The 13,948-nt window shown below is 41.6% G+C and carries 15 protein-coding genes; all 15 read right to left on the bottom strand.

What is annotated here, in order from left to right:
* Window positions 1-78: 78 nt before the first annotated feature.
* Entirely contained in the window at window positions 79-1,230 is a 1,152-nt protein-coding gene (locus DF216_RS06145) for an MFS transporter (protein WP_129326281.1), read from the bottom strand.
* A 112-nt stretch (window positions 1,231-1,342) separates the two neighbouring features.
* Window positions 1,343-1,966, bottom strand: a complete 624-nt coding sequence (locus DF216_RS06140; protein WP_000775202.1) for a Pr6Pr family membrane protein — start codon at window positions 1,964-1,966, stop codon at window positions 1,343-1,345.
* Between the two features lie 2 nt (window positions 1,967-1,968).
* Window positions 1,969-2,307 carry a zinc ribbon domain-containing protein YjdM gene (locus tag DF216_RS06135; protein ID WP_001061600.1) on the bottom strand — a complete coding sequence of 113 codons (339 nt, stop codon included), beginning with the start codon at window positions 2,305-2,307 and terminating at the stop codon, window positions 1,969-1,971.
* Between the two features lie 209 nt (window positions 2,308-2,516).
* On the bottom strand, window positions 2,517-3,035 hold the full coding sequence (locus DF216_RS06130; RefSeq protein ID WP_061417343.1) for a Dps family protein: 519 nt from the start codon (window positions 3,033-3,035) through the stop codon (window positions 2,517-2,519).
* Between the two features lie 149 nt (window positions 3,036-3,184).
* Window positions 3,185-4,966 carry an ABC transporter ATP-binding protein gene (locus DF216_RS06125; RefSeq protein WP_129326280.1) on the bottom strand — a complete coding sequence of 594 codons (1,782 nt, stop codon included), beginning with the start codon at window positions 4,964-4,966 and terminating at the stop codon, window positions 3,185-3,187.
* An 8-nt stretch (window positions 4,967-4,974) separates the two neighbouring features.
* A complete protein-coding gene (locus DF216_RS06120) occupies window positions 4,975-6,711 on the bottom strand; it encodes an ABC transporter ATP-binding protein (RefSeq protein ID WP_129326279.1) in 1,737 nt (578 codons plus the stop codon).
* A 178-nt stretch (window positions 6,712-6,889) separates the two neighbouring features.
* Entirely contained in the window at window positions 6,890-7,648 is a 759-nt protein-coding gene (gene tpiA / locus DF216_RS06115; RefSeq protein WP_129326278.1) for a triose-phosphate isomerase, read from the bottom strand.
* Window positions 7,649-7,745: 97 nt separating this feature from the next.
* Window positions 7,746-8,423, bottom strand: a complete 678-nt coding sequence (locus tag DF216_RS06110) for a DnaD domain-containing protein (RefSeq protein ID WP_129326277.1) — start codon at window positions 8,421-8,423, stop codon at window positions 7,746-7,748.
* An 8-nt stretch (window positions 8,424-8,431) separates the two neighbouring features.
* Entirely contained in the window at window positions 8,432-9,376 is a 945-nt protein-coding gene (gene metA / locus DF216_RS06105) for a homoserine O-acetyltransferase MetA (RefSeq protein WP_125449204.1), read from the bottom strand.
* Window positions 9,377-9,557: 181 nt separating this feature from the next.
* Window positions 9,558-10,070 carry an adenine phosphoribosyltransferase gene (locus tag DF216_RS06100; protein ID WP_001049316.1) on the bottom strand — a complete coding sequence of 171 codons (513 nt, stop codon included), beginning with the start codon at window positions 10,068-10,070 and terminating at the stop codon, window positions 9,558-9,560.
* Window positions 10,071-10,246: 176 nt separating this feature from the next.
* A complete protein-coding gene (gene rplA, locus DF216_RS06095; RefSeq protein ID WP_001085675.1) occupies window positions 10,247-10,936 on the bottom strand; it encodes a 50S ribosomal protein L1 in 690 nt (229 codons plus the stop codon).
* Window positions 10,937-11,143: 207 nt separating this feature from the next.
* On the bottom strand, window positions 11,144-11,569 hold the full coding sequence (gene rplK, locus DF216_RS06090; RefSeq protein ID WP_001085808.1) for a 50S ribosomal protein L11: 426 nt from the start codon (window positions 11,567-11,569) through the stop codon (window positions 11,144-11,146).
* A 122-nt stretch (window positions 11,570-11,691) separates the two neighbouring features.
* Window positions 11,692-12,408: an LD-carboxypeptidase LdcB/DacB gene (gene ldcB, locus DF216_RS06085; protein WP_084971545.1), complete on the bottom strand. Its 717-nt coding sequence runs from the start codon at window positions 12,406-12,408 to the stop codon at window positions 11,692-11,694.
* 17 nt (window positions 12,409-12,425) lie between these two features.
* Entirely contained in the window at window positions 12,426-12,887 is a 462-nt protein-coding gene (locus DF216_RS06080; protein ID WP_129326276.1) for an HIT family protein, read from the bottom strand.
* Window position 12,888: 1 nt separating this feature from the next.
* Entirely contained in the window at window positions 12,889-13,926 is a 1,038-nt protein-coding gene (locus DF216_RS06075; RefSeq protein WP_129326275.1) for a M42 family metallopeptidase, read from the bottom strand.
* Window positions 13,927-13,948: the final 22 nt, after the last annotated feature.

The raw sequence follows: 13,948 nt of genomic DNA, 5'->3' as shown, positions 1-13,948 counted from the left end.
AAGTAGTCTGTAAACAAGGTCCTAAAACAAGTATTGTCTGGGTACAATCCCTAAAAAGAAAAACTTAGGAAACCAATCCTAAGCTCTTTTTTGAAGTGCGTACATAACAAAAATAGAAGTGACAATCAACCAGCATCCTAGAATGGTGAAGACCAACATACCGTTTTGAGTCACCAAGCCAATCGCCCCAAGAATGAAAGGTGTCGTAAAGGCTCCAAAGCTACATCCTAGCACTGCAAAAGATGTTGCCTGATTAAGGAGCTTGGCTGGGATTCTTTCAGAAAGAAGCTGAAAGACAGTCGTCAAGGCCACACTGTAAGAAAAACCTGCCACAACACTTCCAACTACCATCACACCCAATGACGGAGACAAGGCAATCACAATCTGCCCCAATCCAAAGGTGATACCTGACCAAAGGAGCAACCTTTCTTTAAACAGAGAGATAAAGAAAGAAAAACTCACACCTGCCAAGATACCAATCAACTGCATGATACTTAAAACCAAACTCGATAACTGGGCATCCCCTAGACCTCTTTCCACCATCAGACTAGGAATACGAATGGTGATAGCTGTGTTGGTACAGACAACAACTGCTGCTTCGACAGCCAATAGAAAAATTAAGCCTTTCATCTGTCCTGTCAAACGAATTGTTTCGGCCTCTTTTTTCTTTGTTTCTTTCTTTTCTTTCCCATAAGGGACAAAGAGCAGATAAAGGATCAATACTAAAAATCCCGCACTGTAGGCCAAGAAGGTCACTGTCCATCCCAAGGATAAGAGTTGACCTACCACTAGAGTCAAAATCGACGCCCCGACAACTTCTGCTGATCCGCGGAGACCCAGCATCTGAATCCGTGTCTTTCCATGATAGCGTTCGCTGATGATGGAAATAGCCTTGGCATTGATCATCCCCACACCCAAACCAAATAAAATCCGCATCGCAAAGACAAAGTTGTACTCCTGATACCAGAAGGGAGCTGTTCCACCGATAGAGAGGATGAGAAGTCCCAGACTAATCTGAAGTCGCTCAGGAAGCAAACGCTCCAAAAACCCATTTAAAACCAGCATAATCATGATTCCAAAAGAAGGGAGACTGACCAGGAGCTCGATTTGTTCTTTGGGGTAGCCTTGATAGTAGTCAAACATGGCTGGCAGAGCACTTGAGATGGAAAAGGAGGTAATCAAAACGAGGGAGAGAGCCAAAATACTAGCCCGTTCTAAAAATTGTTTCATGAATTTTCTTTCTGTATATTTCTCACTGTTGACCTTTTTAAAAGGAAGGTGGCAAGAAAAGAAGGAGCCCGATTGAACTAAAGACTCCGTCCTAACTTTCCTAATAGGAAGACTATTTTCGCTTGATTTGCTTGATCAGATAGAAGATAAAGCCTGCAACCATATACGCCGCAAAAATGATCAAACACCATTTGATAACCACGTCCCAACCCTTGTTCACATTTAAAAAGAAATAAGGGAAGGGATTGTCCTTGGAATTCGGAATATTGAGTTTTAAGACCAGGCCGTTAAACAAGGCAAAAATCATATAAACCAAGGGCAAGATGGTCCACAAGACTGGATCCCAGATCTTGTATTGACCCTGTTTATCAAAGAAGAGGGTGTCGGCTAAAAACCAGAGTGGAACGATATAGTGGCAAAGGAAATTTTCCACTCTGTAAAAGTCTGTCGCAATCGGAGCAAGCATAAAATGGTAAATCACACAAGTAATCATGATACTCATGGTAACACCACCCTTGAGACGAAGCAAGGTCGGACTTTGCCAATTTTCACCTGAACGGCTCATCACACGGAGCAGATAGCCGGTGAAAATCGTTACCAAAAGATTGGACAACACTGTGTAGTAAAGGAGCATACCAAAGCCACCGTGCTTGGTAATCTCCAAATAAACTCCTGTAAATGCCGCTAAGAACAAGAGCACACGACTATAAAAGATAAATTTATAATTCAGTTTCATGGCTAGATTTTCTTAACAAACTCTGACTTCAATTTCATAGCTCCAAAACCATCAATCTTACAGTCGATGTTGTGGTCACCTTCTACGATACGGATATTTTTAACGCGAGTTCCTTGTTTCAAATCCTTTGGCGCACCTTTTACTTTCAAGTCCTTGATAAGGGTTACAGTATCGCCGTCAGCCAATTTATTTCCATTGGCATCGATAGCAACAACACCTTCTTCTACTTCTGCAACTTCTGCAGGATTCCACTCATAGGCACACTCTGGGCAGACCAAGAGACTTCCGTCTTCGTAGACATATTCTGAATTACATTTTGGGCAATTTGGTAAGTTGTTCATAAGTCCTCCTTAAACTAACAATTATTCTTTAAAATTCATATGTTATTGAACAGCAACTATTATACCGTAAAATCCTACTTTTGACAATGTGTCCTAAGTCCAGCAGACAAAAAATCATGCAACTTTTTTACAGTTACATGACTTTTAAAAGATGATTGGTCATGGGTACTTATCAAGCACCTCATGATAAAAGGGGTAGCAACTATATCTTACAAACCAGGAGCTTGTCCAAGTTCTGCCGCAAGCATCCAAACTGTTTTCTCAAGTTCAGCCTTAGCCCCAACAAAGATATCGTTTGTAACATCATCGCCTTCTTCGTCAGTTACATCCAAAGCTTTTTGGAAAAGAGTGATGAGGTAGCGATAAATAGCTAGAACACGTTCCAAGCTTTCTTCAACATTACGGAATTCTCCTTCTTCTTCTTCGATTTCACTGTGTTGAAGGAACTCTGTCAAAGTTGAGTAAGGTTTACCACCAAGGGTAATCAAACGTTCACTGATTTCGTCAAGATAGCCATCAAGACTGTCCATGTATTCATCCATTTTTGGATGCCATACGAGGAAGCCACGACCACGCATATACCAATGAACTTGGTGAAGGGCAATATGAGCCACATACAAATCCGCTACTGCTTGGTTCAATACTTCCTTTGTTTTTGCCAATGCCACTGGCGCTGCTTTAGATAATGTTGTTACGTCTTTTACTGCTTCTTTTTTCAATTCAACCATATTTCTTACCTCTTTTCATTTTTTTATAACCACTTCACAGTAGCTATAATACAAGTATACTACTCCCAGAAAACAATAGCAAGGAAAATGTACTATCTGAGAAAAGTTGAAATAGACTGATAATTTAAGAAAAATCTAGCCTTATTTTATTAGCTGACTTGATCGGATTTACTCGAAAATTGACTTTGATAAAGGTCGTAATAGAAGCCTTTTTCTTGGAGCAAGCTTTCATGATTTCCCTGCTCAATAATCTGTCCATCTTTAAGAACGAGAATCTTATCCGCTTCTTGAATGGTCGAGAGACGATGGGCGATAACAAAGCTGGTTCTCCCCTTCATCAACCGTTTCATGGCTTTTTGAATCAAGAGTTCCAAACGGGTGTCAACAGAGGAAGTTGCTTCATCCAGAATGAGAATTTTAGGATTGGCTAAGAGAGCACGCGCGATGGTCAAGAGTTGCTTTTGCCCGAGGGAAATATTGCTGGACTCTTGGTTCATCTCCATATTGTAACCACCAGGAAGAGTTCGAATAAAGTGGTCTACATTTGCTGCTTTGGCAGCTTCTATTATTTCTTCATCACTGGCGTCTAGATTTCCAAAACGTAGGTTTTCTTTGATAGTCCCTTCATAAAGCCAAGCATCCTGCAAGACCATCCCAAACTGACGGCGGTAGTCTTGTCGTGACAACTCGCGAATATCCTGCCCGTCAACCAAGATTGCACCTGCCGTAACATCGTAAAAGCGCATGAGTAGATTGATCAAGGTAGTCTTACCAGCTCCGGTCGGACCAACAATCGCTACCATCTCTCCTGGTTGAACTTCTAGATTAAAGTTTCGAATCAATGGCTTGTTTTCGACATACTGAAAATCAACCTGCTTAAAGGTTACCTGACCCGTTAAAGGGGCAAGAATTTCGAGTTCTTCTCCCTTGACTTCCTCTGTCTCATCCAAGATATCGAAGATACGATCAAGCGAAGACTTAGCACTTTGCATTTGACCCGCAAGTTGTGTGATGTTTTGGATAGGCTGGCTAACCTGCCAAACATACTGAACAAAGGCCTGCATATTCCCCACTGTCAAACGGCCCGCAATAACCTGCAAACCACCAAGAACTGCAACGATCAGATAAGTCAAGTCTGATACGGCATGGAGAGCTGGCATCATGAGTCCAGAGATAAAGCTGGCTTTAAAGCCAACACGTTGGAGGTCGTCCGTAATCTCAGAAAATTCTTTATGAGAGGATTCCTCACGACCATAGAGTTTCAAGACATTAAAACCTGTAAGATTTTCCTGCACATAGCCATTCATCCGTCCTAAAATAGCCGCCTGCTCTTTAAAATAAGGCTGAGAACGTTTCAGGATACTTCTTGCACCAAAATAGGTCACTGGAATGGATAGAATCACCACTATAGCCAGCTGAAAGTTTAAGTATAATACCATTCCCATGACGAGGACAATCGTCAAAAGGGCATTTACAATTTGAAGAAAAGACTGCTGAAGGGCATTGGAAACTGTCTCAACATCACTGGTAAAGCGTCCCAATAAATCACCAAACTGGTGTTTGTCAAAGAAAGACACAGGGATACGATTGATCTTTTCAGTCATTTCATTTCGCAGATCTTGGGTCATGGACTGTACCGCATTGGTCATGAAATAGTTGGAATAATAAGAACCAAGTTCATACAAGAGACCTCTAAAGAGATAAATGATTAAAACAGTTCCGATGTAGCCAGTATTGATACCAGCACCTGAAAGGCCCTTAGCCATATCTAAGATGTTTTTTGTCAACTCCGTAATGGCCAGCCCCAAGACAAAAGGCTCCAAGACACTCATGACCACACTTAAAACTTTTAGAAAGACTGCAAAAAAGACAGAAAAACGGTAGGCTTTTAAATAGCTCCACAAACGAGCCAAACTAGATTGTGTTTTCATGTTTCCTCCTATTCTTCTGTTAGAGATGCATTTTTCAACTGCGACTCAGCAATTTCACGATAGATGTCATTTGTCTTCATCAATTCCTCATGTCGACCGCGACCTACGATTTCTCCCTTATCAAGAACGATAATCTGGTCCGCATCCATAATGGTCCCAACACGTTGGGCAACGATTAAGACTGTAGCATTTTGAGTGACTTCCTTGAGACGACGGCGTAGAATGGCATCTGTGCGATAATCCAAGGCTGAGAAGGAATCGTCAAAAATATAGATATCAGGATTCTTTATAACCGCTCTGGCAATTGAAAGACGCTGTTTCTGTCCCCCAGAAAGATTGCTTCCGCCTTCAGCTAGATGAGTCGCAAATCCTTCTTCTCGACTTTCAATAAAATCTTTAGCTTGCGCCACATCTGCCGCCTGATTTAAGTCTGCAGAACTAGCGTCTTCTTTCCCATAGCGAATATTCTCAGCGATGGTTCCTGTAAAGAGTAAAGCCTTCTGTGGGATAAATCCAATCTTTTGACGAAGAGACTTAAGTCGATAATCCCTCACATCGACACCATCAACTTTGATTTTCCCAAGGGTAACATCGTAAAAACGGGGAATCAATTGCACAAGAGAGGACTTACCAGATCCGGTCGAACCGATAAAGGCAATGGTTTCACCCGGTTTGGCACAGAACGAAATATTGTGCAAAACAGGACTTTCCGTCTCCCCTGGATAAGCAAAGGTGACATTTTCAAATTCCAAATAGCCGTGAGTTTCAGTTTCTCTGACACCTCCTTCATTTGGATCAATAGAAATCGGCATCTCCATGACTTCTTTCAAGCGCTCACTCGAAACCGCTGTACGAGGGTACATGGTAAAGAGGCTAGATAAAAAAAGGAAGGACAAGAGGGCGTGGAAACTATATTCGATAAAGGCCACCAGATCCCCAATTTGAAGAGAACCTTGTTTGATAGGATCCAGAGCAAACCAGACAATAGCCATAATCATAGCAATGATAATTTGAACAAACAAGGGTTCTGTCAAGCCAGTTAGTTTAAACAGACGATTGGAATTAGCTGCATAGACCGCATTTTGCCCTGCAAAGCGTTCCTCTTGAAACTCCTCACGGGCAAAGGCACGAATGACACGGAGCCCCATCAGATTTTCTCTAGCGTATTGATTGATCTTGTCTAAGGTAGCCTGCTGTTTCTCTGACAAAGGGCGAGTCTTGACAGCCACATAAATAACCACCACAGCCAAGAAAGGTACTGCAAAGGCTACTATCCAAGCTAATGACGGGCTGGTCAAAAAGATCATTAAAATACTAGACAACATCATCATGGGAGTAATGACACCCAGTTTTAAGGTCTGTTCTGCAAACTGAATGAGAACAAAGGCATCACTGGTGATACGAGTAACCAGTGAAGATACTCCTATCTTTTCATATTCATGATGAGAATACTCTTGTAATTTGGCATAGAGATCATCCCTCATATCCTTGACCATATGGGTCGTCAGCTTACTAGCTGCGTAGGCCAAGACTATACGCCCTAAGGTTCCACATAGGATAATCACCAGCATAATAGCGGCCCAAACATACAATTGATGTTCATTCCCTTTATTCACACCTTCATCAATCATCCGAGCCAGAACTGTTGGCAGTCCAAGATTGACGATAACAAAGAAAATAGCGCCAAAGAAATCCAAGAATAACCACTTGGGATATTTTTTCAAATAAGACCAAATATAGAGCATGACTCCTCCTTTCATAACTTTTTGATACAGAAAAGAGCGCGCATCCGCACGCCTTTCCTTCCCTAAGGAATTTTCCTAGACCAGAAAATTTCTCTTTCACAAGAATACTCCAAGTAAAAACAAGACAGGCAGTCAAAGTCACCTGGTACTTTTGACTGTCTGTCTGGAAAAAACTAGATTATTTTACAAAATCAAGCAATGCCAAGAAGCTTTCAGCTTCAAGTGACGCACCACCAACAAGGGCACCGTCAACATCTGGGCAAGCCATGTATGAAGCAACGTTTTCAGGTTTAACTGAACCACCGTATTGAACACGAACTTTGTCCGCAACTTCTTGACCAAAGTCAGCCGCTACAACGTCACGTACAACTTTACACATTTTTTGTGCGTCGTCTTGTGAAGCTGATTTACCAGTACCGATAGCCCAGATTGGCTCATAAGCGATAACTGATGCAGCAACTTGCTCAGCAGTCAATCCTGCAAGAGCAGCAGATACTTGAGCACCTACGAATTCAGCCGCTTTACCAGCTTCGTAAGTTTCAAGTGACTCACCACAACAGATGATTGGAAGCATACCATTTGCAAAAATTGTTTTTGCTTTTTTGTTGATATCTTCGTCAGTTTCATGGAAGTAGTCACGGCGTTCTGAGTGACCGATAACAACGTAGTCTGTACCGATTTCTTTCAAAACTTGTGGGCTTGTTTCACCAGTGAAAGCACCTGCATTTTCAAAGTAGCAGTTTTGAGCAGCAACTTTAAGGTTTGAACCTTTAGCAGCAGCAAGAACAGTTGTCAAATCAAGAGCTGGAGCTGCGATACCAGCTTCAACAAGGTCTGATGAAGGAAGTTTTGATGCTACAGCTTCAACGAATGCTTTTGCTTCTTCTGGGTTTTTGTTCATTTTCCAGTTACCAGCGATAAATGGTTTACGTGACATTTCACATACCTCTTTTTTCATTTTATTTTCTACTTATTTTATCATAAATATAGGGAGCTTGCAAATCTTACTCTAATTTTCAAGATTTTTCAAGCGACTAATCTTGCCACAAATTCATGGCATCGAGGAAATCAGCCGAAGCTTGAACTTGTTTGGGATTGTTGGCTTCTCGCTCTGCTCGTTTGGCCTCTACCTGAGCCACAGACTGAATACCTTCATGGCGCCAGTTTCGTAGGATTGCCTGAATATATTTCCAGTTTGGCTTGCCATTGAGAACAGCCTCTCGGAGAGCTTCCTTGATCAAATCCGCCTTAACTCCGTCTTCTTTGACAGTCTTAGAAAGATCTTCGATTTCAAATGGTGTTAATAAGCGTCCCAATTCTTGCTGAAAAGTTTCAACCAGATCCTTCAATTGATTCTGCGGGTTGGGGGCAGTTGTATCTGGAGTTTGGTTGTCTAGCAAGCTATCCAAGCGTTCAAAAGCCAAACTAGCATCAAAAATGAGTTCAATCTCCCCATTTAGTTCAATGGTCCGATATTGTAGCAAACCATTTTCAGTCAAGTTTGAAATGGATTGGTTGACATCTGCAAGTTCTTTTCCAATAGTTTCTGCAATTTGGCTTGGCGACAGCTCATCCAAAGCAGATGTATTTTGTAGATAGAAAAATTGCCAGACGAGAAAATCATCACTGGAAGGAAAGAGTTCCTTGAAATGCAAGAGAAGGGCACTTGGTAAAACCAAGTTCCCTGATTTAAAAGCGTCAAAATATGTCATAATTCCTCTTATAAATATCCAAATGAAGCCGCATCGTCCTCTACCTTTTTCCAGTCAAAAGGAGTTTCCTGATAGACAGCATAGTTAACCCAGTTACTGAAAAAGAGGGCAGCTGATGAAGACCAACAGAGACACGGTGTCTCATTCACATCATCATTTTTGAAGTAATTTTCTGGAATATGAGGATTAAGTCCTGCCTCACAATCACGAAAATACTCTTTTGCTAGAGTATCACGGTCATATTCTAAATGACCAAAACTATAAATCTCACGAAGATCCCGACTGGCTAAAATAGAAACGCCGACTTGTTCTCCCTCAGAGAGGATTTCCAGATTGGTTTTTCCTAATATCTCTTCCTTATAGATTTCTGTATAACGAGAATGGGGAGCTACATAGCTATCATCAAAACCACGAAAGAGAAGATGGCCCTCTTTCAAGGTATCCTGCGGGTAAATGCCTGACAATTTCTGCTCCATCTGGTGTTTATCAACTCCATAGCGAGCATAAAGACCTGCTTGGGCACCCCAGCAGATATGAAGGGTCGAATAGACATGGGTCTTGGACCACTCAAGCACTTGACTGAATTCCTCCCAATAGTCCACTTCCTCAAATGGTAAATGCTCAATCGGAGCCCCTGTGATAATCATCCCATCAAAATACTCGTCCTTGACTTCAGGAAAAGTTTTATAAAAAGTCTCCATATGCTCTGCACGAGTCGTCTTGGAACGGTGGCTCTCCATATAGAGAAAGTCTATGTCCAATTGCAAAGGAGTATTTGCTAAATGCCGTAACAACTGGGTCTCTGTGACCACTTTTTTGGGCATTAGGTTTAAAATCAAAATTTTCAAGGGACGGATATCTTGGTGGGCCGCACGTTGATCATCCATGACAAAGATATTCTCTGTCCGTAAAATCTCAACAGCTGGCAATTTTTTATCAATTCTAATCGGCATAACCTTCTCCTAACTGTACTCTTTTAGAAATAATTGAATGTGTTTGAAGTCAAATCTCAAACACTTAGTCCTTTTATTATACTGCAAGAAGATATAGTTTTCAATTATAGTTTTTCTCTAACTAGCTATAGTTTGTTTATATAGCAGATGAAGAGAAAACAGCCCCAAGGACTGTTTTTCATTAATAATGCATAAGTACCTTGTAATCGTAATCTCCGATCTTTTCACGGCCTTTAAGCTCATCAAGTTCAATCAAGAAAGCACAACCTGCTACAACTCCACCAAGTCTTTCAATCATCTCAATCGTAGCTTTGACAGTTCCACCTGTTGCCAAAAGATCATCTACGATGAGAACACGTTGACCTGGCTTGATCGCATCAGCATGCATGGTCAAGGTATCAATACCGTACTCTTTTTCATAGTCAGCAGAAATCACTTCACGCGGTAATTTCCCTGGTTTACGAACAGGAGCAAATCCAATCCCCAACTCAAAGGCAACGGGACAACCGACAATAAATCCACGGGCTTCTGGTCCCACGATCATGTCGATTTTCTTGTCCGTTGCATACTGAACGATTTCACGAACAGCATAGCTATAAGCATTACCATCTGCCATCAATGGGCTGATATCACGGAAGGTGATGCCTTCCTTGGGATAATTTTCAATCGTTGCGATATAATCTTTTAAATTCATCTTTTTCTTTCTTTCAAAGTTTTTTACTCTCTATTATACCATATTTTCTGTGAAAGAAGAAGGAGAAAGCACTATTCTCTTGCTCCATCAGGCTATTAATGGACTTATTTCCCCTGGAATGAATTTATCATCAAAAAAAACGAGCACATTGGTACTCGTTTTTAAAAATCTGTTGATTAAAGTGAGTTTACGTCAACCTTGATACCAACACCTTGAGTAGTTGTGATTGTCAAGTTTGTTACGTAAGTTCCTTTAGCTGTAGCTGGTTTTGCTTTTTGGATTGTTTCGTTGAAAGCTTTGAAGTTTTCAACCAATTTTTCAGCTTCAAATGATACTTTACCGATGATAGCTTGAACGTTACCTGCACGGTCAGCACGGTAAGTAATTTTACCACCCTTAGACTCTTCAACTGCTTTAGCAACATCCATTGTTACAGTACCAGTTTTAGGGTTTGGCATCAAGTTACGTGGTCCAAGGACACGTCCAAGACGTCCAACAAGAGCCATCATGTCAGGTGTAGCGATAACTACGTCAAAGTCCAACCAACCGTCGTTGATTTTCGCAACAAGGTCATCTTCACCAACAAAGTCTGCACCAGCAGCTTTTGCTTCTTCAGCTTTTGCACCACGTGCAAAAACAAGAACACGTGAAGTTTTACCAGTACCGTTTGGCAATACCATTGCACCACGGATTTGTTGGTCAGCTTTTTTAACGTCAATGTTCAAGTTGTAAGCAACTTCTACAGTTGCATCGAATTTTGCAAAGTTAGTTTCTTTTGCAAGTGCTACAGCTTCTTCTACGCTGTATGCTTTTGTGCTGTCGATTTTCTCAAGTGCAGCACGAAGTTGTTTGCTTTTTTTAGCCATTTTCTATTCTCCTTGTAAGTGGTTCAATCGATTTTCATCTCCCACGTCACTTCTCGAAATGATGAAGTCTTGCGGGTTATCAGTCTATTATTTTTCTTTTCCTACTTCGTTAAGTTCCTTTGCTGTACCTAAGTACAAGCCTCAGTCACTTGCCTAGTATGAAAAGTAACTAATAGACTGCTGTGAGATTTTCTACTGTGTTATTGATTAGTCAACAACAGTGAATCCCATAGAACGAGCAGTACCTTCGATCATACGCATTGCAGACTCAATGTTTGCTGCGTTCAAATCTGGCATCTTAGTTTCTGCAATTTCTTGTACTTGTGCACGAGTAACTGTAGCAACTTTAGTTTTGTTAGGTGTACCTGATCCTTTTTCAACACCTGCAGCTTTTTTCAAAAGAACAGCAGCTGGTGGCGTTTTTGTAACGAAAGTAAATGATTTGTCTTCGTATACTGAGATAACAACTGGAATGATCATACCAGCTTGGTCAGCTGTACGAGCGTTGAACTCTTTTGTGAATCCCATGATGTTGATACCAGCTTGACCAAGAGCAGGTCCAACTGGTGGAGCTGGTGTAGCTTTACCAGCAGGGATTTGCAATTTTACAAGTTTTTCGACTTTTTTAGCCATTTTTAAATCCTCCTTTGTGGTTTTGGCGGTAATTAGAGATTTTTACCTCCCACAAGTATGCTTTACACATACCTTTCCATTATACACTATTTATCTAAAAATGCAAGAGAAAACTTTCGTTTTTAATCGACGTAATCTCCGCCTTCAAAGCCATAGTACTCTTCCAAACTGAGACCACTTGCAGCAATCTCTTTGGCTTCTTTTCCGACATAACGAAGGTGCCATTCTTCTGCCATGTAGCCAGTCTCTTTTTCCTTGCCTTTGAGATAGCGAACGACAAAGCCATAGTCAGCTGCATGATCTAAGAGCCACTGAGCCGCCTTCTCCTCTGTAACTAATTCTCCGTTAGTCCCAATCAAATCAAAAGCCAGACCTGTCTGGTGTTCACTGTAACCAGGGCGAGCTGAGTAGCGATCTGCAGCTTCCTTACCGTCTTGATTCACATAGTCTTGATAAAGTTTGGTTTGTGTTTCATAACTTCTAAAGCCACTGTAGTGGTCACTGATTGGGTAGCCCTCGGCCTGCATGGCTGCGATTAGCTTGAGTAACTCCGCTTTTGCTGTTGGATTTTCTCCTGGATTATAGTCTTTTGACAAAGGATAGTGCTTATTAGCTACGACGATTTCATCGTATTTCCCTTGAATACTATAGTAGTCTCCCTTATTCACAACTTGTGCCTTTTTCTGACTAGAAGATTGAGATTTGCTCCCTACAGTTCCTTCAGGTTGACTAGTTTGTTCTGTTTTTTGAGTATTTTCTTCATTTTTAGGTTTTTCTTGAGAACAAGCTGCAAGGGTCAATGCTAGTAAACCCGATAAAATGACATATCTTTTTTTCACTTCTTTCTTCCTTTCTCTTAGGCTAAATGTTTCTCCAATTCATCAGATAAGGTTTTAATCATCTCTTCCAGCTCTGGTGATTGTACTTGGCAATCTTCTGCTGCCATTTCTTCCCAGGGCACCCACCATACTGGGCCACGGCCATTAAGTCCGTAACCTTTCATATCACCTGTCCGCCTCGGAAACAGGTGCCAATGAGCGTGGGCATCTCCATTTCCTAGCAGTTCAATATTCATCTTTTCAGCCTTAAATGCTTTGGCGACTGCTTCTTGAACCAAACTCATTTCCTCTAAAAAACGAAGTTTTACAGGATTCTCCATTTGGTGGAGTTCTGTAACATGCTCTTTTGCTAAAAATAAGGTATAGCCCTTAAAGTATTGGTGGTCTCCAATGACCACATAACCTGTTTCTAGTTCTTTTACAAAGTAGGGATTTTCTCCTGCTTTGATCCATTCAATTCTCTGACAGATTAAGCACATATTAGTCTACCAACGCGCTCTTGAGATAGGCATCAACCATACGCTCAGTCGCCACTACTGAATCGATGTGGGTACGCTCATAAGAGTGACTGGACTCGATACCCGCTCCAAGGAGGGCGTGCTTGACCTCTGCACCTGCTGACATAGCTGCCGAAGCATCCGAACCGTAAAATGGATAGATATCCAGCTTAAATGGAATATCTTGCTCTTTCGCTAAGGCTACTAAATGTTGACGGAAGTCATAGTGATAAGGACCGGAAGCATCCTTGACACAGATAGATACTGTGTACTCATCTGTCTGTTGGTCATCACCCATTGCTCCCATATCTACTGCTAGATATTCGACAACTTGACTTGGGATACCTGAGTTAGCACCATGTCCCACTTCTTCAAAGACCGAAAAGGCAAAGTGCGTAGTGACAGGAAGTTCAACTCCTTCTTCCTTATAGATTTTAAGGAGATTGAGGAGAATAGCTGCGCTGACCTTATCATCCAAATGACGCGATTTGATAAAACCAGTTTCCGTCACAACTGTTCGCGGATCGAAACTAATAAAGTCTCCAACCTCGATGCCCAAGGCACGCGTTTCTTTTTCATTGGTCACTTTTTCGTCCAAACGCACTTCCATATTGTCCTGTGTGCGTTCTGCAGTTCCTGCATCTTTGTAGACATGGCAAGATGTCTGGTGGATGAGGATAGTTCCAGATACCGTTTGAGCTGTACTAGCCACATGAACAGTACAGTTTTCTCCCTCAATCATGTTCCAAGGAAAACCACCGATACGATCCAATTTGAGACGACCGTCAGATTTAACAGCACGTACAATGGCTCCGAGTGTGTCCACATGAGCAGTCACATAACGCTGTTGTTCATCATTCTGACCTTTGATTGTTACATTGACACCACCCTTGGCTGTGCGAACAGGCTGGTAACCAAGTTCTTCCAAAGTAAGGACTAGGTAGTCTGCAATCTCACGAGTAAAGCCCGTTGGAGATGCAATAGCGGTTAATTCTTTGATATAGTTTACAGTTTGATTCATTTCTTCACCTCTTCCTACCATT

The organism is Streptococcus oralis (genome assembly GCF_004127215.1).
Lineage (GTDB): Bacteria > Bacillota > Bacilli > Lactobacillales > Streptococcaceae > Streptococcus > Streptococcus oralis_BD.
Note: the sequence above shows the minus strand (reverse complement) of the source record. Positions and strands in the feature narration are given on the sequence as shown.